Here is an 18,997-nt window from a genome sequence, read left to right as displayed (position 1 = left end):
TTTGCCCACCAAAACGCGCCACAGAGCGCCGGGCCAACGATATACCTATAAAAATGGAGACTTCATCATGCGCAGTCATCACGTATTGCTGTGCACGGCCGTTGGCGCCCTGACAGCGTCGGCGCCCGTGTGGGCACAATCCTCGGTCGTCATCGGCGGCATGCTCGATACCGGCGTGTATCGCGGCTTTGACGGTGTGGCGCAGGTCGGCACTATCCAGCGCAGCAACGTTGCCATCTCGGGTTACGAAGAACTGGGCGGCGGCGTGAAGGCCGTGTTCCGGCTCAGCACCCGGTTTGAGCTGGATACCGGCAGCAGCGAGGGCGCCGGCTACAAGCCACTGTGGCACGACGAATCCACCATCGGTCTGCAGGGCGCCTGGGGCACGGTGCGTGTCGGCCGCGCCATGACGGCGATGTGGGCGAACGATTGGAAGTTCGATCCGTGGGCCAATTTCAATCGCATCGCGTCGCCGGCCTGGCAGTACTGGCATTACCTGACACCCAGCGATCCGTTTGCCAACAATGGCACGGCGGAATATGGCCGCATCAACAACGGTATCTTTTATGATTCTGCTACGTTGGCTGGTTTCACGGTGCGGTGGAGCGGTTCGCCCGAGCGCGATCCTGGTACCACGCGGCGGCCGTTGTCCGCCGTGCTGGAATACGGTCAGGGCGCGGTGGCGGCGATGGCGGCCTACGAGCGCAACAGCATCGGCGACAAGGATGTGTTCTTGGCTGGCAAATACACCTTCGGTGCGGCGGCGGTGATGGCCGCTTATGACGACAGCCGCGAGTTCGCCAGTGCCAGCATCGCGCGCTCGGTGACGCTGGATGCGACATATCGTGCCGGCGTGTTCACGTACAAGGCTGGCTATGGTCTCCAGCGCCTGAACGGGGTGCGCAATCAGTTCATGTCGCTGGGTGCGGATTACGCCTTGTCCCGACGCACAATCTTGTATGCCAGCCTGGGCAACCGGCAGGCCGCCCACACCTCGTTCGGCGTCGGCATATCGCATTCGTACTGAGACTTTTACAAGACTTTACCGTACCAGTGGTTAACTTAACATTTCGATGGGTACAGTGGGAGGGAGGTAAACAGCAGCTAATCCTCTATGGCAATCGCCACCCATTCCGCGCAGGCCGACGTCGACACCATCGTCGGCCTGATGTGTCAGAGCATAGAACATACCCACAGCAAGAGATCGCAGGATGCGCTGGCCTGCCTCGACGAAGGCGTGCGGCTGGCCCCGGCATTTTTCCCGTGTCGCGTGGCGCGTGCCCGACTGCTGGCCGATATGCAGCGCTACGATGATGCGCTGGCCGATCTGAACTATGTGCGCCGGTTGGTGCATTTGCCTGACGTGGAGGCGGGCTTTACCGTTATCTTTGATGCCGCCATGGCCAGCATCAGTGCGCGGCTGAGCGCTGATGGACAAGATGCCGCCGCCTACGTGCAGCGTGCCAAGGTGCATGAACAGGCGCTGGACTCAGCCGCCGCGCTGGCCGACTATGAGCGCGCGCTGCGGCTCGGCGCGAACGATGGCGCCACGCATATGGCGCGCGCCAACATCCTGTGCGAATCGGGCCGCCACGCCGATGCCGTCGCCGCCTACGAGCACCTGCTTGACTTGGGCCGCGATAATGCGCTGGCTTGGTACAACCGTGGCAATGCGCTGCAGAAGCTGGGCCGCCTCGGCGACGCGATCGATTCGTACCGGCGTGCGGTGGCGATCGTGCCGGAATTTGCCGAAGCCTGGCTTGAAATCGCGCACTGCCTGCTGGCGAGGGGCGAGCATGCCGAAGGCTGGCGCATGTACGAATGGCGCTGGCAAACCGCGCAATTGGCGCCGACCCGATTGGCCAGCGCGCAGCCGCAATGGTCGGGCCAGCCGGGCCACACTGTGCTGTTGTGGGCGGAGCAGGGGCTGGGCGACGCGATTCAATTTGCCCGTTTCATTCCGCGCGTGGTGGAGCGGGCGGGCAGGGTGGTGGTGCGCGCGCCGGCGGTCTTGCACGGCTTGCTGTCCACACTGGACCCGCGCATTACCATCTTGAGCGACGCAGAGCCGCCGCCACCGCACGACAGCCATTGTCCTTTAATGAGCTTGCCGCTTGTGCTGGGCATCACCCGCGACGAACAGCTGAGCGATCAGCCCTATGTGAGCGCCGACGCCGCGCGCGGCCAGGCATGGCAAGCCCAGCTTGGCGCGTGGCCGCAGCCGCAGCCACATCGGGCGCCGCGCATCGGCTTGTGCTGGGCAGGCCGCAAGGCTGGCGCCGCGCGCGCCTACAATCCGACGCGGGACATCCCGCTGGCCGCGCTCGCCCCTCTGGCTGCGCTGGACGCCCAGTTCATTTGCCTTCAACAGACGTATTCAGGCACCGAGGATGAATTGCTGGCCGCATGGCCAAATTTCGCCGCCATCCGCCAAGGGCTGGAGACCCTGGCCGACACCGCCGCACTGATGTCGCAGTTGGATCTGATCATCACCGTCGACACCGCCGTCGCCCACCTGGCTGGCGCGCTGGGCAAGCCATGCTGGCTACTGCTGCGCCGCTCCAGCGAATGGCGTTGGCGGCAAACCGGCACGACCACACCCTGGTACGCCTCCATCCGCATCTTCCGCCAACAGACCGAAGGTAATTGGAACGATGTGGTGCACAAAGTCGCAGGCTCTTTAATTGAACTTTGGCGTCAGCAAATTAAGGAACCTTGATAGCTTCTGACACATTTAACCGCTTTGCTATTGAAGCCAAATGCTTATCTAGCGTCCACAGTCGAGCACCAGGGGTAATCAACGTTGATGCCAGCAGCAGCATGTCAATTAGTCCGCAGCCGGCACCATACAACGCTTCGCGATCGATCAGCGCTATCGTATCGCTGAGGCTTGCTTGTGCCGTGGCAGGAAGCCGACTCAAGTCATTTAATGTTTGTGCCCTGGGCGCAGGAGGCGTACCGCAGGCAATCTCTCCGATTACCAAAGGGTGTACAAGCACCCGATTTTGATGGAGAAGCGAATCCAGTGTCTGGTTATGGTTTCTGAAGTGGTCAACCCACACGGATGTATCGACCAGTACGCCATGCTTCACGATTCTGCCGTGCGACGGGGAATATCTTTCATCTCTGGTGCTTTTCCACCTAACGCTGCGAGGCGCTGTGCTGCCCGTACTTGCACAAAGGTTTGGACGGCCACCCGAAAGAGATCTGATTTATCCATGGACGGGTCCGCCACTTCCAGCGCTTCTCTGTACAGATCATCATCGATTGTGACAGTCGTTCTCATGGAAACTCCTGAATCAGATTGATTTAATTGTGCACTAGTCCATCCATCATAACAAGCGGAGAAGGGTAAAGCTTTCTCGGTGCTAGCTTATAGAGCGCAACGGCGGCAATTTCTTGACTAGCGTTTGGGCGGACTGCGGGCGGCCGAACAGGTAGCCTTGGTAGTGCGAGCAACCTTCGGCCTGCAGACGCAGGAACTGTTCTTCGGTTTCCACGCCCTCGGCGGTGATTTCCATTAGCAGGCTGCTGCTGAGGCCGGTGATGGCGCGGATGATGGACAGCGCTTCGCGGCTGTGGTTGATGTCGCGCACAAACGAGCGGTCGATCTTGATCTTGTCGAAGGCGAACGAGCGCAGGTAGCTGAGCGAGGAGTAGCCGGTGCCGAAGTCGTCCAGCGCAATCCGCACGCCCAGTTGCTTCAGCGCGCGCAGCACGTTGATATTGCCATCGGTATTGTCCAGCAATACCGATTCGGTGATTTCCAGCTCCAGCCGGTGCGGCGCCAGGCCGGTGGTGACCAGCGCCTGCGCCACGGTCTTGACCAGATCGCCACTGCTGAATTGCACCGGCGACAGGTTGACCGCGACCGACTGCTGCTCCGGCCAGCCGACCGCCTCCTGGCAAGCCAGCTGCAGCGCGAGCGCGCCCAGCTCATGGATCAGGCCGGTTTCCTCGGCAATCGGAATGAAGTCCAGCGGCGGAATCTGACCCCTGAGCGGATGCTGCCATCGCATCAGTGCTTCGTAGCCGACGATGCGGTCGCCCTGTTGGGCCACCACCGGCTGGTAGTGCATTTCCAGCTCGCCATGGTCCAGCGCGTGACGCAGGTCGACTTCCACCTGGCGCCGCTGCAGCGCTTCGGTTTCCAGCTCGGGACGGAACAGTTCGAATCGGTTACGGCCGGTGCGCTTGGCCTCGTACAGCGCCAGGTCGCCAAAGCGCAGTAATTGCTCGGCCGAGCTCTCCGCCCGCGACGACAGCGCGATGCCGATGCTGATGCCGACCGCGAAGCTCTGCTCGTCGACCATGAAGGCCGGTGCCACCGCGTCCAGCAGGCGCTGCGCGGCATGTTTGGCTTCCTGCATATTGCGCACCTGCGGCAGGATCACGGCGAATTCGTCGCCGCCGAGCCGTGCCAGGGTGTCGCCGCTGCGTAGCGAGGCGCGCAGGCGCTTGGCCAGTTCCAGCAGGATTTTGTCGCCGAAGCCATGGCCGAAGGTGTCGTTGATGCTTTTGAAGTTGTCCAGATCCAGGCACAGCAGGGCGACGTCGAACTCGCCGCTGACACTGCCTTGCAGCGCGCTTTCCAGCCGCTCGTTCAGATGGGTGCGGTTGGGCAGATTGGTCAGGCCGTCGTGATGCGCCATGTGATGGATCTTGGCGTAGGCCGCCAGCTCCTGCGTCACGTCCTCGGTAATCACCAGCACGTAGTCGCCTTCGTCGTTCGGCAGCTTGCCGTGCACGGTGCGGCTGCGCAGATGGCGTGGCCCGGCGGCGGTGTTGATTAGCGTGGCGTTGTCGTGCTGCGCGTCCTTGCTGCCGTGGCTGGCGATCTGGCGCTCGATGTAGTCGGCAATTTCCGGGCTCAGGCACTCGCGCGCCTGGCGACCTTTCAGCGTGCTATTGGTGGGCGAAAACAGCGCCTGGGCATGGCTGTTGGCCAGCAGGATTTCATCGCTGGCGGCATGTTTGGCCAGCACGCTGGCAGGTATGTTGGAGATCACCGAATCCAGGAATTGCAGCAGCGATGCCAACTGCAATTCCTGCTGCCGGCGGTCGGTGATGTCGCGCGTGATCTTGGCAAAACCGAGCAGGCTGCCATCGTCGTCGTGGATGGCGTCGATCACTACATTGGTCCAGAATTGCGAGCCGTCTTTGCGCACGCGCCAGCCCTCTGCCTCGAAGCGGCGCTCATTGCGGGCGGTGTCCAGCGCGAGCTGCGGTAGGCCGCTGGCGCGATCCTCGGGCGTATAAAACACCGAGAAATGGCGGCCGATGATTTCCTCGCCCGCATAGCCCTTGGCGCGCTGAGCGCCGGCGTTCCAGTTGACGATGTGGCCGCTCGGGTCGAGCATGTAGATGGCGTAGTCGGTCACGCCCTGCACCAGGTAGCGGAAGCGGCGCTCCTGTTCGCGCTGCGCCAGCTCGGCGGCGTGGCGGGCCGAGTCGTCGCGCGTGATCTTGGCAAAGCCGACGATGTGGCCGCTATCGTCGCGCACCGCGTCGATCACCACATGCGCCCAGAAGGTGCTGCCGTCCTTGCGCACGCGCCAGCCCTGGTCCTCGAAGCGGCCGGTTTTCAGCGCGATGGCGAGATTGCGCGCCGGCAGCTCGGCCGCGATGTCGTCCTCGGTATAGAAGCGGGAAAAATGCTGGCCGACGATTTCCTCGGCGCGATAACCCTTGGCGCGCTGGGCGCCGGCATTCCAGTTCGACACGATGCCGTCCGGCGTCAGCATGTAGATCGCGTAGTCGACCACGCTCTGCACCAGCAGTCGATACATGAGGTCGGTGTTTTCTCTACTTTCAGGCATGGTCGCAACTTTGGCGTATAAACACGAAGTATATGATAAACGGTTCCAGCTGGAAACAAGCGCACGGAACAGTCGATTCTTGAATTCAGGGAAAAACTGAGATGAATCCGTGGTTGAAGCTGGGTATCGAGGCGCGGCTACACTAGAAACCCATATTTTCAATGGATCACCGCATGAAGCCTGAAATTCTTGTATTTGCTTCCAGTCCGTCCGCCGTCGTGATGGAACAGCTGGAGCGCGAGTTTGTTTGTCACCACGTTCCGAAGGCCGGCGCCGCCGAGAAGCTGGCGTTTATCGACAGCGTGGCGCCGCGCATCAGCGCGGTCTGGACCGTGGGCGCGATCGGCATCGATGCCGCCACCATCGCCCGCCTGCCCAAGCTGGAAATCGTCGTAGTCGGCAGCGTTGGCTATGACAAGGTCGACCTCGAGCCGTTGCGCGCGCGTGGCATTCCGGTCACTAATACGCCCGGCGTGCTGACCGACGATGTGGCGGATTTGACCGTGCTGCTGCTGTTGTCGGCCGCGCGCCGGCTGCCGGCGATGGACCGTTTTGTGCGGGATGGCAGCTGGGCCGCCGGCAAGCCGCTGGCGCCGGCGCGCAATCTGCGTGGCAAGGTGGCCGGTATCTTTGGTTATGGCCGGATTGGCCAGGCGATTGCCAGCCGGCTGCAGGCGCTGGGCATGGAGCTGCGCTATTTCCAGCCACGCGCGATTGATGGCGTGACGGTGCGGCGCGCCGAGTCGCTGCTGGCACTGGCGCAGGAAAGCGATTATCTGGTGCTGAGTGCGCCGGCCACCGCCGCCACCCGCAATGTGGTCAATGCCGGGGTACTGGAAGCGCTGGGGCCGCAAGGCACGCTGGTGAATATCGCGCGCGGTGCGTTGGTGGATGAGCCGGCCCTGATCGCGGCGCTGAACAGCGGTCGTTTGGGCGCCGCCGCGCTGGATGTGTTTGCCGACGAGCCGAACGTGCCGGCCGCGCTGCGAGAGCTGGATAATGTGGTCCTGACGCCGCACATCGGCAGTCTGACGGTGGAGACCCGCCACGCCATGGGGCAGCTGACGCTGGACAATCTGCGCGCCCACTTCGCCGGTCAGCCGCTGCTGACGGAGGTTAAGTAAGGCAGCAAGGGCGCTCAGTCGGGGCTGGGCGCTTCACGCTGCAACGACCGGATTCGCACAACGTGTTCCGCAATCAGATGCTGAACAAAATCGGCTCATTCCCGAGGCGTGAGCAGCTCATGGAGTGATGTCGCTTCTGGAAGGGCGTCTGCCCAGACTTCCAGTTGCGGCAAGCTCGCCTTTACTAGTTTGGCGCGGACAGTTTCCGACAGTGGTCCGAAGCGGCGCACGAGTTGCCGTTCCAGTATCGCCAGAGCACCTTCCTTGCGGCCTTTTTCCACGCCTTCATCAACCATGTCTTGAAAAAACGGGGGTAGCAATTCCATTTTTTGCTCCTTCTCCAACGTTAGTACAGCTTGCCAGTAATGCTGCTGATACTGCTCGGGCAAGGCCATCATCCAGTTGATCACTTTGAACAAAACGATTATGCGCGTTTTATGCCAGCCATGCTGGTACAGTAGTTTGGTCAGTTGCCATTTCGCGGCAGCGAGCTGATCTGGATCGTGCCGGGCTTGCTGCGTACGCAGGTGCGCCAGCGTGACCAGCGCGAAGGGATTGTGCGATGCCAGTAGTTCGTCAGTGCGCGGCGCAAAGTCCAGCAGCTTGGCGGTGGTGAAAGAGATTCCCATCACGGTTCCCAGCACACGGTGATGGAACTCACAGGGTCGCCAATGGGGATCCTCATCAGCCAGCAGCACCAGGCTAGCCACCGGTTGCCGGTATTCCTTGGTAATCCGATAGTTATAGTCGTGCACACGCTCCGCCAGCGCGGCGTTGCGCTGCGCCTGTACTTCGATATGGATAAGCACCCATCGCACGCTGCCGTCGCGCAGGAAAACCTCGACCAGCTTGTCGGCGACCATGGTGTCGGTAGCGCTGCCGTAGCTGATGCCGGCCAGTTCCTTGTCGCGAAAACGTGGTCGCTTGCGCCAGTCGATCTCAGTGCTGAGTTCGGCAAAGAAGAAGGCCATGAAGTCCTGCAGGGCGTGCGCTATCGCAGCTTTCCAGGGTAAATCATAACGGGCGGATGGCGTGGTATTCGGCATCCGCCCAGTCTAAGGTCAGGTTCGGTGCGGGGGCTTTGAACTAACGCAAGCGTGCCGGGAATACAGTGACCATCAAGCTGGCCGAAATAATCAGCGCGTTGAGTGGCTGCTGTGGCGCTCGTTCGGCATACAATAGGGCATGTTGAAACGCCTTATTCAGACCGTGTCGTTGTGCTGCTATCTGTACTTCGTACCGGCGTGGTCGCAATCGATCACTGAGCGCTTTAGTGCAGATCCGTCGCCGCATTACTTTCAGACCGCCAAGGGCGGACAGTTCTATCTGTACGCGACCGACGATGCCTCGAATTCCGGCAAGTACTGGGATTCGGTGGCGTGGCGTTTGTACACCTCGTCCGACATGCGGCATTGGCGCGACGCCGGCGTGCCGCTGGACGTGACGGTATTCAAATGGGCGCGGCCGGACGCCAAGGCGTGGGCTCCGGAGGCGGCCTACCGCAACGGCAAATACTATTTCTATGCGCCGATCGGCGGCGACAAGATCGGCGTGGCGGTGGCGGACAATCCGGCCGGCCCGTTCGTCGATGCCCGCAGCGATGCGCTGGTGGACAAAGCGCGCGATGCCAACGCCGGTGCGGAGCCAATCGATCCGGCGGTGTTCGTCGACCGCGATGGCCAGGCGTATCTGTACTTCGGCACGCGCGTGCCCAAGGTGGTGCGATTGAAACCGGACATGGTGACGTTGGATGGTCCGATCCTGGACGTGACGATTCAAGGTTGGCCGGCCAGCGATCCGAAGAAGAAATACGGCGAGGCACCGTTCCTGCACGAGCACGGAGGGCGCTATTACTTCAGTTTTTCCACCGGCTGGCCGGGGCAGATCGTCTACGCCACCGCCGCCTCGCCACTGGGGCCATTCAGCTACCGTGGTGTGGTGCTGGACTATCTGCCGATTTCCACCAACCACCAGGCCATCATCGAACACGAAGGGCGCAGCTGGCTGTTCTACCACAACAATCTGCTGCCCGGCGGCGGCGACTACCGCCGCGCCATCGCCATCGCGCCGTTGGAATATGACGCGGATGGCGCCATCCGCCAAGTGGTGCTGTCGTCGAATTAGTACGTATTCGCGTTTACCAATCCCGCCGCACGCGCAGCATGGCGTAGGGTTGGGTGCGGGTGATGTTGTGCTCGGTGAAGTCGACCGCGCTGGCCAGGCGGTCGTTGTTGCTGTAGTGGCTGCGGTCGTAGCTGATGGTGCGGCCGGCCAGGTTGTTCAGTTCCAGCGTGACGGTCAGTTTGGGCTCGGGCCGGTAGTTGACGTAGGCGCGCGCCCAGCCGCTGCCGCTGCTGCTGTCGCGCTCGGCCACTTGCCAGCTGTCGTTGCTCCAGCCGTTGTCGACCGAGACGCCCCAGGCGGTGCGCTGTTGTGGCAGATCTTGCGTGAATTCGATGCGCCACGCCAGCGGATTTTCGCCCGACAGCCGGCGCGCGGTTAGCGTGGTCGGATCGGTCACCGACGATGAGCGCCAGGTGGTCGATAGTTTCAACTGGCCTTGCGGCAGTGACCAGCTGTCGGTCGGCAGATTGAGCAGGCCGGTGACGGCGTCGGTGCTGGCGTCGCCGATGTTGCCGGCGACGTCGTAGGTGGCGCCGCCGCTGCGCACCGGCACGCGGTCGATGACGTCGCTGATGTGCGACTGGGTGTAGGTCAGCACGGCGGTGCCGCGCTCCCAGAAGTGGTATTCGAGCGCGCCTTCGCATAGCCAGGTCTTGGCCGGCAGCAGTTCCGGATAGTCGCCACGAATGGCTTTGTTGGGATTGTCGAAATACGCGGCGGCGTCGCCAAAGTTCAGCTGGCTGATTTCGCGCTCCATGCGCAGCCGCAGTTGCAGCGCGGGCGAGGGTGATAAGGCCAGCCGCAGGCGCGGCTTGGGATAGACATGGGCCGGCGCGTCCGGCTGCTCGGTGCCGACGCTGAGGCTGGAATATTCGAGTTTCAGCCCGGCCTCGGCGCTCAAACCGCTGTCGACTTGCCAGGCCGACGACAGCTGGCCTTCCAGCCGCGATTCGTGGACCTGGGCGTCGGCCTGGTAGCTGGCGCTGGCGTCGTTGTTGTTGACCACGTGTTCCAGCCCGCCGCGCATGGTGACGCCGGGCAGCGCTTGCCAACTGAGCTGGCCGGCCACGACTTTCTCGCTGGCGGCGGTATTGGTGTAAGAATACGACGTAACGCCGGCGGTGGCCGAGGCGGCATCGGCGTTGACTTCGGCCGTGCGGTACAGCGCTTTCAGGTCCAGGCTGGCGCCGGGCGCCAGGTCGCGGCTGTAGGCCACGCCTTGTTCGCGGGTGCGGCCAGCGTTGTCGTTGCTGTTGACGGTGTGGGCGGCGGCGTCGTAGCTGGCTTGCGATTGGTAAGTCCACGGCGTCAGCGCGCCGTTGATGGTCAGCTGGCCGTCCGCCAGGTCCTGGCCGTAGTTTAGCTTGACGACTTTGTTGTCGGCCAGGCCGGCGCCGTTGATGCGTACCGCCGCGCTGGGCGTGGCGCCGGCGTACACGGTGGTGCGGGTGCCTTGGCCCTGCGCCATGTCCGGCGCGCGGGTCCAGCCCAGCGCCAGGTTGATGCTGCGGTCGCCGCGTTTCAGGTTGTAGGTGCCTTCCAGCGCGGGTTGCAGGCTGCCATCCGGCAGCAGGTAGCTGGCGGCGCTGGCGCTGGCCGAGACCAGGTCCATCTGTTTTAGTAGCAGATTGGCGACAGTCGGGTAGCCTTGCATGTCGATACCACCGGCGCCGTTGGTGACCAGCTCGATGCGTTCGACCGCCGCCAGCGGGATGCGGCCCAGCACGTCGCCCAGCGATTCGGATTTGGCGGCCGGGCGCTTGCCATTAATGAGGACATTTCCCGACACTCCGCGCGAGGCGTTGCCGCCATCGAACACAAAGCCCGGCAACCGGGTTACCATGTCCAGTGCAGAAGTCGCCTGAAACTGATTGAAGTAGTCGGGGGCATACGATTGCTGCCCAACGTCGGTCGCCACGGCCGGCGCCGCCATGGCCAATGCGCTGGTCAAAGCCAGCGTCAAAGCCGATGCGAGGGCGGGGCGGGGGCGGGTCGTTGGGCGCATCCAAACATTGTGCAATGAACACCATAATAGTGCAAGAGGTGGCACGCACCGCGCAAATGTGTAAAAAACCTACGTGTCGTCTCCTATTATATGTCTTATATAAGAGTTGTTGAGGTACAATAGCACCGAGTACAGGTGGTGGACCGAGCTGCCTGCCCTGCAATCAACCCTGACGAGAACTATCATGCTAGCTGCTTATCGTGCCCACGTTGCCGAACGTGCATCCCTTGGTATCCCTCCGCTGCCGCTGTCCGCAGCCCAGACCGCCGACCTGGTGGAACTGCTGAAGACCCCGCCGGCCGGCGAAGAAGCCTTCCTGGTCGACCTGATCACCAACCGCGTGCCGGCGGGTGTGGATGACGCCGCCAAGGTCAAGGCCGCTTTCCTGACCGCCGTGGCCAAGGGCAGCGAGTCCTCGCCGCTGGTGTCGCGCGAACTGGCGACCCAACTGCTGGGCACCATGCTGGGCGGTTTCAACATCAAGCCGATGATCGATCTGCTGGCGGACGACGTGGTGGGCGACGTGGCCGCCGCAGGTCTGAAAAAGACCCTGCTGATGTTTGATTACTTCCACGACGTTAAGGAACTGGCTGACCAGGGCAATGCCCGCGCCAAGGGCGTGCTGCAATCGTGGGCCGACGCCGAGTGGTTCACCTCGCGTCCTGAAGTGCCGCAAAGCCTGACCCTGACCGTGTTCAAGGTCTCCGGCGAAACCAATACCGACGATCTGTCGCCAGCACCAGACGCGACCACCCGTCCCGATATCCCGATGCACGCGCTGGCGATGCTGAAAAACCCGCGCCCAGGCATCAATCCTGAAGAGCCGGGCAAGATCGGGCCGCTGAAACAGCTGGAAGCGCTGAAAGCCAAGGGCAACCTGGTGGCCTACGTGGGTGACGTGGTCGGTACCGGTTCGTCGCGTAAATCGGCGACCAACTCGGTGCTGTGGTTCACCGGCGAAGACATTCCATTCATCCCGAACAAGCGTTTCGGCGGTGTCTGCCTGGGCACCAAGATCGCGCCGATCTTCTACAACACCATGGAAGACGCGGGCGCGCTGCCGATCGAGCTGGACGTGACCCAGATGGAAATGGGCGACGTCATCGAACTGCGTCCATACGAAGGCAAAGCGCTGAAAAACGGCGCCGTCATCGCTGAATTCAAAGTCAAGTCGGAAGTGCTGTTCGACGAAGTGCGCGCCGGTGGCCGGATTCCGCTGATCATCGGCCGTGGCCTGACCGCCAAGGCGCGTGAGTCGCTGGGCCTGCCAGCGTCGACGCTGTTCCGCCTGCCGCAAAACCCGGCCGATACCGGCAAGGGCTATTCGCTGGCGCAGAAAATGGTGGGCCGCGCATGCGGTCTGCCGGAAGGCACCGGCATCCGTCCGGGCACCTACTGCGAACCCAAGATGACCACCGTCGGCTCGCAAGACACCACCGGCCCGATGACCCGCGACGAGCTGAAAGATCTCGCTTGCCTGGGCTTCTCGGCTGACCTGGTGATGCAATCGTTCTGCCACACCGCCGCCTATCCGAAAGTGGTGGACGTGAAGATGCACCGCGAACTGCCTACCTTCATCGAAAACCGTGGCGGCGTGGCGCTGCGTCCGGGCGACGGCGTGATCCACTCGTGGCTGAACCGTCTGCTGATGCCGGACACGGTCGGCACCGGCGGCGACTCGCACACCCGTTTCCCGATCGGTATTTCGTTCCCGGCCGGTTCCGGCCTGGTGGCGTTTGCCGCCGCCACCGGCGTGATGCCGCTGGACATGCCGGAATCGGTGCTGGTGCGCTTCAAGGGCGAGATGCAGCCGGGCGTGACCCTGCGCGATCTGGTCAACGCGATTCCGCTGTACGCGATCCGTGCCGGCATGCTGACCGTCGACAAGAAAGGCAAGAAGAACATCTTCTCCGGCCGCATCCTGGAAATCGAAGGCCTGCCTAACCTGAAAGTGGAGCAAGCATTCGAGCTGTCGGACGCCTCGGCTGAGCGTTCGGCCGCCGGTTGCACCGTGCATCTGGATAAAGCGCCGATCATCGAGTACATGACCTCGAACATCACGCTGATGAAGTGGATGATCGCCAACGGCTACCTGGACAAGCGCACGCTGGAGCGCCGCATCAAGTCGATGGAAGCGTGGCTGGCCAATCCGGAGCTGCTGGCGCCGGACGCGGACGCCGAATACGCCGCCGTGATCGAGATCGATCTGGCCGACATTCACGAGCCGATCGTGGCTTGCCCGAACGATCCGGACGATGTCAAAACCCTGGCCGACGTGGCCGGCGCCAAGATCGACGACGTGTTCGTGGGTTCGTGCATGACCAATATCGGTCACTTCCGCGCCGCGTCGAAAGTCCTGGAAGGCAAGTCGGATATTCCGGTCCGTCTGTGGATCGCGCCGCCGACCAAGATGGATGCGCAGCAGCTGACCGCCGAAGGTCACTACGGCACGCTGGGCCGCACCGGCGCCCGCATGGAAATGCCGGGCTGCTCGCTGTGCATGGGTAACCAGGCGCAGATCCGCAAGGGCGCGACCGTGATGTCGACGTCGACCCGTAACTTCCCTAACCGTCTGGGCATCGAGACCAATGTGTACCTGGGCTCGGCCGAACTGGCGGCGGTGTGCTCGGCGCTGGGCCGCATTCCGACCAAGGAAGAGTACATGTCGCACATCGGCGTGATCGACAAGAACGCGGCCGATATCTATCGCTACATGAACTTCGACCAGATCGAAGAGTTCCGCACGGTGGCGGATTCGGTGCAAGTCTAATTACTGACTGAGCGTCGCTCATCACCCCGGTCAGCTGGCAACGGCTGACCGGGGTTTTTTATTGCAAAGCCGCCCGGCCAGCACATACAATTGTGGCCGTTGGGCGTTTCCGCCCGTATTCGAACAAGGAAAAGAATGAGTCTGCCGCAATACATCACGATCAATGGAACCTCGTATGCGTCCGAGAACCTGAACGACGCCGCCAAGCTGCAGGCGGCCAATATTCAGGTGGTGGACGCCGAGCTGGCGCGCCTGCAGCAGCAGGTGGCGATCGCCCAGACCGCGCGCAACGCCTATGTGGCGGCGCTGATCGAGTCGGTCAAGGGCAAGGGTGTGGATGCGCCGGCCAAGCCAGCGGCCAAAAAAGCCGCGGCCAAGAAGCCTGCTGCCGTCAAGAAGCCGGCCGTCAAGAAGGAAGCGGCCGCCGCTTAATGCGCGTGCTGCAGGGCCGAGATCTGCTCGGCCTGTTCAAACACGCTGCGCGCGGTCAGGTTAATGCCGGAAATCGGCATGCCGGCGGCGCGCAGCGCACCCACCACCCATGAGTTGCAGTTGTTGAACATGCTGTAACTGCCTGTCGCCTGGTAGAAGCGGTCCGGATTGGATGGCTGATTGCCCAGGTAGACCGGTTTGCCGTCCGGTCCGGCGGCGATGCTGCCATCGATGTACTTCACCAATGTCGCGTAGCCTTGCTCGCTGATCGCCAGCGGCACGCTGTCGCGCGCCGTCACGCCCAGTGGCGGATTGGTTTCGCGGCCGCCGACCTGCAAGGCCGGATAGTCGGACGCCACCAGCGCCTTGACCGCCTTGGACCAGGGCGGATGTTCCTGCACAAAATATTCGCCGTCGCCCCAGCCGACCAGCACATAGGTCGGGCCGTGGAAGTCGTGCCCCAGTTTGGTGCTGCGGGCCAGCAGCGCCGGGCCGTCGAACATCAGCGCGGTGTGCCAGCCGTATTGCACCACGTGGATGGTGTAGGGCGTGGGGGCGGCCGGCAGGTCGGCGCGGCGCGGCGTGCCGGCGCAGCCGGTGAGAACGAGTAGTAGGGCAACCAGGATGAGGCGGTACGGTGAGACGGTCAGTTTCATGCGGTGGTGGGCGGGACTGGAACGCTGTCATTTTACAACAGCGGCTGCGGCGGCCATGACGGGCCCGCCATGGCCGGCCGGCATGGCGCGGCTCAGGATAGCCGGCCAAAGGTCAGGAACACCCAGCACACGAAGATCACCACCATGCCGACCAGCGTCATGCACCACCAGGTGAAGAAGCAGGCCGACAGCACGGTCGCTTGCAGGCCGCGCTCGAACAGGAAGCCGAGTCCGAAGTCGAAGGTGGCCATGATGCTCCAGCGCCGCAGGTAGACCGGCAGGTAGCGGCTCATGTATTTGTTGTGCTGCAGCGCGGCGTGGCGCTCGAACAGGTTGCGCGCGGCGCTGACGTCGCGGAACAGCCAGTCGAAGAAGATGAAGCGGTACAACAGGGTGCGGAACGGCATCTCCGGCCGCGCCGGCGAGGATGGTGGTGGATCTGGCTGCTGGGTGTGCTGTGTCATGATCGCTCCCGCGGGGCGTGAACCGCTATGCCGATGATGCCATCATGACTGAACTCGCTGGCGCACGCCAGCCTGCAACGTTGTCGTCGCTCATAAACTGTTGCGATTTGGGATGCCGGCGCGCGACCGCGCCATGTTTTATACTCCAGCTTCCCGCATCCACCCGAAGGCGTCATTTTGGACCATCCCCTGGCATCGCTGAGCCGCTCAGCGCTGGAACAGCAACTCGCGCGCAGCAGTCTGCAGCGGCAAGCCTTGTTCGAGGCGATTGATGATGGCTTTTGCATCATTCAGTTCATCGATGGCCCGGACGGGCCGCTGTCGGATTATCTGCACGTCGAGGCCAATTCGGGCTATCAGCGCCACACCGGCATCGGTAACATCGTCGGCAAGCGCTTGCGCGAGATCGAGCCGGACAACGCGCAGACCTGGCTGGACTTGTACGGCCGGGTGCTGCGCACCGGCGAGACAGCGCGCTTCGAGCAGGAGTTCCGCGCGGTGGGCCGTCACATCGAGGTGTCGGCTATGCGGGTTGGCACGCCGGACTTGGGCCAGGTGTCGGTGCTGTTCCGCGACATCACCGCGCGCAAGCTGACCGAGGCGGCGCTGCGCGACAATGTGCAGCGGGTGCAACTGGCGCTGGCGGCCGGCGCCATCATCGGCACCTGGTTGTGGGATGTGCCGGCCGATTGTTTCAGCGTCGACGAGGGCTTCGCGCAGGCGTTCGGGCTGGCCGAGGGCACGCCGCTGAGCGGGCTCAGTCTGGCGCAACTGATGGCGACCGTGCATGCGGATGATCGCGCCGCGCTGGTGCGGGCGATGCAGGCGGCGCAGCAACGCGGCGGTGCGTATGCGCATCAGTTTCGTACCCGGCGCCGCGATGGCCAGTACCGCTGGCTGGAGGCGAATGGCCGGGTTGAGCTGGACGCGGAGGGGCGCGCCACCGACTTTCCCGGGGTGTTGATCGATCTGGAGGGGCGGCGCGCGCTGGAGGCGGAACGCGACCGTGCGCTGGCGGCGCTGCGCGCGCTTAACGAGACGCTGGAGCAGCGCGTCGAGCAGCGCACGGCGGCCTTGCTAAAGGCTGAGGATGCGTTGCGCCACGCCCAGAAGATGGATGCGGTGGGGCAGTTGACCGGCGGGCTGGCGCACGATTTCAATAATCTGCTGGCCGGCATCGGTGGCAGCCTGGAGCTGATGCAGCTGCGCTTGGCGCAGGGGCGGGTTGAGGAATTGGCGCGCCACGTCGACGGCGCTCAGACGGCGGTGCGGCGCGCGGCGGCGCTGACCCAGCGTCTGCTGGCGTTTTCGCGGCGCCAGACGCTGGACCCGCGCCCGGCCAATCTGAACCAGATTGTCGCCAGCATGGGCGCGCTGATTGGCGGCAGCGTGGGGCCGGCGATTCAGGTCGACAGCGCGGCGGACGAGGGCTTGTGGAATACGCTGGTGGATGTCGGCCAGATGGAAAACGCGTTGCTCAATCTGTGCCTGAACGCGCGCGACGCGATGCCGGATGGCGGCCGGCTGACCATTGCCACCAGCAACCGCACGCTGGTTGGCGCGCAGGCGGCGCAGTGCGAGGTGGCGGCGGGCGATTATGTGCAGTTGGCGGTGGTCGACACTGGCGTTGGCATGACGGCGGCGGTGCTGGCGCGCGCGGTCGAGCCGTTTTTCACCACCAAGCCGGCCGGCCAGGGGACTGGGCTGGGGCTGTCGATGGTGTATGGTTTTGCCGGCCAGTCTGGCGGCGCGCTGCAACTGGCGTCGACGCCGGGGCAGGGCAGTTGCGTCAGTCTGCTGTTGCCGCGCTATGCGGGCGTGGCGCAACCGATGGCGGCGGGCGCGCTGGCGGCTGCGGGAATGGACGCGGGGGCTGCGACGGCTTTGGCGTCCGCGTCCCCGTCGCCGTCGGCGGCGGCAGCGCCGTTATGGCGGCAGAAAATCCTGCTGGTGGACGATGAGGCGCTGGTGCGGGCGGTGACGCTGGAGGTGTTGACCGATCTGGGTTACGACGTGATCGAGGCCGCCGACGGCGCGGCCGGGCTGGCGCTGGCGGCCGCGCATGGCGATCTGGATTTGCTGATCACCGATGTCGGCCTGCCGCACGGCATGAACGGGCGCCAGCTGGCGGACGCGGTGCGGGCTCGCCTGCCGGCGCTGCCGGTACTGTTCATCACCGGCTTCGCCGAGCAGGCGGTGCTACATCACGGCAATCTGGCGCCCGGCATGCAGTTGTTGACCAAACCCTACAGCGCGGAGGCGCTGGCGCTGCGGGTCGGGCAGTTGTTGCGGGTGGCGCCGGCTCAGTGATCGGTGTGCAGGTAGGACGGGGTTTTCGGCAGCCGCAGGCTGACCAGGAAGGCGATCGCCATCATCACGGTGACGTAGATGAAGAACCAGTCTTCATGGCCGAGGTTTTTGAACGCCAGGCCGACGAATTCGGCGCTGCCGCCAAAGATGGCGTTGGCGATGGCATACGACAGGCCGACTCCGAGCGCACGCACTTCGGGCGGGAACATTTCCGCTTTGACCAGGCCGCTGATTGAGGTGTACAGGCTGACGATGGCCAGCGCCACGGTGATCAGCGCGAACGCCAGCACGGTGCTGGTGTTGCCGCGCAGGATTTCGAGGATGGGGTAGGTGGCCAGCACGCCCAGCGCGCCAAACAGCATCATCGAGTGGCGGCGGCCGATGCGGTCGGCCAGCATGCCGAACAGCGGCTGCATGCACATGTACAGGAATAGCGCGCCGGTCATCACCACGCTGGCGGTCTTGGCCGGCATGCCGGCGCTGTTGACCAGGTATTTCTGCATATAGGTGGTGAAGGTGTAGAAGATCAGCGAGCCGCCGGCGGTGTAGCCGAGCACGGTGAGGAAGGCGGCGCGGTGGTTGCGCCAGATGCCGGCCAGGCTGCCGGCGTCCTTGTTGTTCAGGTCTTCGGCCTTGCTGGTTTCGTGCAGCGTGCGGCGCAGCAGCAGCGACACCAGCGCGGCGATGGCGCCGACCACGAATGGCACCCGCCAGCCCCAGGCTTTGAGCTCGGGCTCGGTCAGGAATTGTTCCAGGATCACCACCGTCAGCACCGCCAGCAACTGGCCGCCGATCAGGGTGACGTACTGGAACGAGGAGAAGAAGCCGCGCTGGCCGCGCAGCGCCACTTCGCTCATGTAGGTGGCGGTGGTGCCGTATTCGCCACCCACCGACAAGCCCTGGAACATGCGGATCACCAGCAGCAGCAGGGGCGCGGCGACGCCGATGCTGGCGTAGGTGGGCAGCACCGCGATCGCCAGCGAGCCGCCGCACATCATCAGCACCGAGACCACCATCGATTTCTTGCGGCCGACGCGGTCGGCGATGCGGCCGAACAGCCAGCCGCCGATCGGGCGCATCAGGAAGCCGACCGCGAACACGGCGGCCGATTTGAGGAATTCGGCGGTGGCGTTGCCACTCGGGAAAAACTGGCTGGCGAAGTAGATCGAGGCGAACGAGTAGACGTAAAAGTCGAACCATTCCACCAGGTTGCCGGACGAGGCGCTGATGATGGCGAAGATGCGTTTGCGTTTTTCTTCGGGGGTGTAGTGGGCGGTCATGGCGCGCTCCTTT

The 18,997-nt window shown here is 63.6% G+C and carries 15 protein-coding genes; 7 read left to right on the top strand and 8 right to left on the bottom strand.

Annotated features, from left to right (window positions below; genetic code table 11):
- Nucleotides 1-67: 67 nt before the first annotated feature.
- Entirely contained in the window at nt 68-1,027 is a 960-nt protein-coding gene (locus tag GJ699_RS07790; RefSeq protein ID WP_154374780.1) for a porin, read from the top strand.
- A gap of 87 nt (nt 1,028-1,114) precedes the next feature.
- Entirely contained in the window at nt 1,115-2,719 is a 1,605-nt protein-coding gene (locus GJ699_RS07785; protein ID WP_154374778.1) for a tetratricopeptide repeat-containing glycosyltransferase family protein, read from the top strand.
- Here the strand turns inward: GJ699_RS07785 and GJ699_RS07780 are convergent.
- From GJ699_RS07780 to GJ699_RS07770, 3 genes are all read right to left on the bottom strand, one after another.
- Nucleotides 2,706-3,095, bottom strand: a complete 390-nt coding sequence (locus GJ699_RS07780; protein WP_371867501.1) for a type II toxin-antitoxin system VapC family toxin — start codon at nt 3,093-3,095, stop codon at nt 2,706-2,708. The two genes, GJ699_RS07785 and GJ699_RS07780, sit on opposite strands and share 14 nt — an antisense overlap.
- Nucleotides 3,089-3,286, bottom strand: coding sequence for a type II toxin-antitoxin system VapB family antitoxin (locus tag GJ699_RS07775; RefSeq protein ID WP_154374777.1), 198 nt, complete (start codon nt 3,284-3,286; stop codon nt 3,089-3,091). Before GJ699_RS07775 ends, GJ699_RS07780 begins: the two co-directional genes overlap by 7 nt.
- Before the next feature lie 82 nt (nt 3,287-3,368).
- Complete coding sequence (locus tag GJ699_RS07770) at nt 3,369-5,789, bottom strand: sensor domain-containing protein (RefSeq protein WP_229261988.1); 2,421 nt, start codon at nt 5,787-5,789, stop codon at nt 3,369-3,371.
- A 203-nt stretch (nt 5,790-5,992) separates the two neighbouring features.
- On the opposite strand from GJ699_RS07770, the gene GJ699_RS07765 reads away from it, so the two are divergent.
- Nucleotides 5,993-6,943 carry a 2-hydroxyacid dehydrogenase gene (locus GJ699_RS07765; protein ID WP_154374773.1) on the top strand — a complete coding sequence of 317 codons (951 nt, stop codon included), beginning with the start codon at nt 5,993-5,995 and terminating at the stop codon, nt 6,941-6,943.
- A 95-nt stretch (nt 6,944-7,038) separates the two neighbouring features.
- Here the strand turns inward: GJ699_RS07765 and GJ699_RS07760 are convergent, their stop codons facing one another.
- Nucleotides 7,039-7,989 carry a DUF4351 domain-containing protein gene (locus GJ699_RS07760; protein WP_154374771.1) on the bottom strand — a complete coding sequence of 317 codons (951 nt, stop codon included), beginning with the start codon at nt 7,987-7,989 and terminating at the stop codon, nt 7,039-7,041.
- A 139-nt stretch (nt 7,990-8,128) separates the two neighbouring features.
- On the opposite strand from GJ699_RS07760, the gene GJ699_RS07755 reads away from it, so the two are divergent.
- Nucleotides 8,129-9,067: a family 43 glycosylhydrolase gene (locus tag GJ699_RS07755; protein ID WP_154374769.1), complete on the top strand. Its 939-nt coding sequence runs from the start codon at nt 8,129-8,131 to the stop codon at nt 9,065-9,067.
- Between the two features lie 13 nt (nt 9,068-9,080).
- Here GJ699_RS07755 and GJ699_RS07750 read toward each other — a convergent pair whose 3' ends face one another.
- Nucleotides 9,081-11,018 carry a TonB-dependent receptor gene (locus GJ699_RS07750; protein ID WP_154374767.1) on the bottom strand — a complete coding sequence of 646 codons (1,938 nt, stop codon included), beginning with the start codon at nt 11,016-11,018 and terminating at the stop codon, nt 9,081-9,083.
- A 238-nt stretch (nt 11,019-11,256) separates the two neighbouring features.
- On the opposite strand from GJ699_RS07750, the gene GJ699_RS07745 reads away from it, so the two are divergent.
- Both GJ699_RS07745 and GJ699_RS34130 read left to right on the top strand, forming a co-directional pair.
- Complete coding sequence (locus GJ699_RS07745) at nt 11,257-13,842, top strand: bifunctional aconitate hydratase 2/2-methylisocitrate dehydratase (RefSeq protein ID WP_154374765.1); 2,586 nt, start codon at nt 11,257-11,259, stop codon at nt 13,840-13,842.
- 135 nt (nt 13,843-13,977) lie between these two features.
- Entirely contained in the window at nt 13,978-14,274 is a 297-nt protein-coding gene (locus tag GJ699_RS34130) for a DUF6447 family protein (protein WP_195763487.1), read from the top strand.
- Here the strand turns inward: GJ699_RS34130 and GJ699_RS07735 are convergent.
- Nucleotides 14,271-14,930 carry a DUF2459 domain-containing protein gene (locus tag GJ699_RS07735; RefSeq protein ID WP_154374763.1) on the bottom strand — a complete coding sequence of 220 codons (660 nt, stop codon included), beginning with the start codon at nt 14,928-14,930 and terminating at the stop codon, nt 14,271-14,273. The genes GJ699_RS34130 and GJ699_RS07735 overlap by 4 nt on opposite strands.
- A 92-nt stretch (nt 14,931-15,022) precedes the next feature.
- Complete coding sequence (locus GJ699_RS07730; RefSeq protein WP_154374762.1) at nt 15,023-15,394, bottom strand: hypothetical protein; 372 nt, start codon at nt 15,392-15,394, stop codon at nt 15,023-15,025.
- Nucleotides 15,395-15,571: 177 nt separating this feature from the next.
- On the opposite strand from GJ699_RS07730, the gene GJ699_RS07725 reads away from it, so the two are divergent.
- A complete protein-coding gene (locus GJ699_RS07725; RefSeq protein WP_371867488.1) occupies nt 15,572-17,704 on the top strand; it encodes a response regulator in 2,133 nt (710 codons plus the stop codon).
- Here the strand turns inward: GJ699_RS07725 and GJ699_RS07720 are convergent.
- Complete coding sequence (locus GJ699_RS07720; RefSeq protein WP_154374760.1) at nt 17,698-18,984, bottom strand: MFS family transporter; 1,287 nt, start codon at nt 18,982-18,984, stop codon at nt 17,698-17,700. The two genes, GJ699_RS07725 and GJ699_RS07720, sit on opposite strands and share 7 nt — an antisense overlap.
- Between the last annotated feature and the right edge of the window lie 13 nt (nt 18,985-18,997).

This window comes from Duganella guangzhouensis (assembly GCF_009674535.1).
GTDB lineage: Bacteria > Pseudomonadota > Gammaproteobacteria > Burkholderiales > Burkholderiaceae_D > Rugamonas > Rugamonas guangzhouensis.
This window is presented reverse-complemented; position numbering and strand designations above follow the sequence as displayed.

Excerpts from the sequence above, each read along its gene's own strand:
- GJ699_RS07735 (WP_154374763.1), bottom strand. The coding sequence starts at position 14,930 with ATGAAACTGACCGTCTCACCGTACCGCCTCATCCTGGTTGCCCTACTA.
- GJ699_RS34130 (WP_195763487.1), top strand. The coding sequence starts at position 13,978 with ATGAGTCTGCCGCAATACATCACGATCAATGGAACCTCGTATGCGTCC.
- GJ699_RS07765 (WP_154374773.1), top strand. The coding sequence starts at position 5,993 with ATGAAGCCTGAAATTCTTGTATTTGCTTCCAGTCCGTCCGCCGTCGTG.
- GJ699_RS07755 (WP_154374769.1), top strand. The coding sequence starts at position 8,129 with ATGTTGAAACGCCTTATTCAGACCGTGTCGTTGTGCTGCTATCTGTAC.
- GJ699_RS07785 (WP_154374778.1), top strand. The coding sequence starts at position 1,115 with ATGGCAATCGCCACCCATTCCGCGCAGGCCGACGTCGACACCATCGTC.
- GJ699_RS07790 (WP_154374780.1), top strand. The coding sequence starts at position 68 with ATGCGCAGTCATCACGTATTGCTGTGCACGGCCGTTGGCGCCCTGACA.
- GJ699_RS07720 (WP_154374760.1), bottom strand. The coding sequence starts at position 18,984 with ATGACCGCCCACTACACCCCCGAAGAAAAACGCAAACGCATCTTCGCC.
- GJ699_RS07760 (WP_154374771.1), bottom strand. The coding sequence starts at position 7,989 with ATGCCGAATACCACGCCATCCGCCCGTTATGATTTACCCTGGAAAGCT.
- GJ699_RS07745 (WP_154374765.1), top strand. The coding sequence starts at position 11,257 with ATGCTAGCTGCTTATCGTGCCCACGTTGCCGAACGTGCATCCCTTGGT.
- GJ699_RS07775 (WP_154374777.1), bottom strand. The coding sequence starts at position 3,286 with ATGAGAACGACTGTCACAATCGATGATGATCTGTACAGAGAAGCGCTG.
- GJ699_RS07730 (WP_154374762.1), bottom strand. The coding sequence starts at position 15,394 with ATGACACAGCACACCCAGCAGCCAGATCCACCACCATCCTCGCCGGCG.
- GJ699_RS07770 (WP_229261988.1), bottom strand. The coding sequence starts at position 5,789 with ATGTATCGACTGCTGGTGCAGAGCGTGGTCGACTACGCGATCTACATG.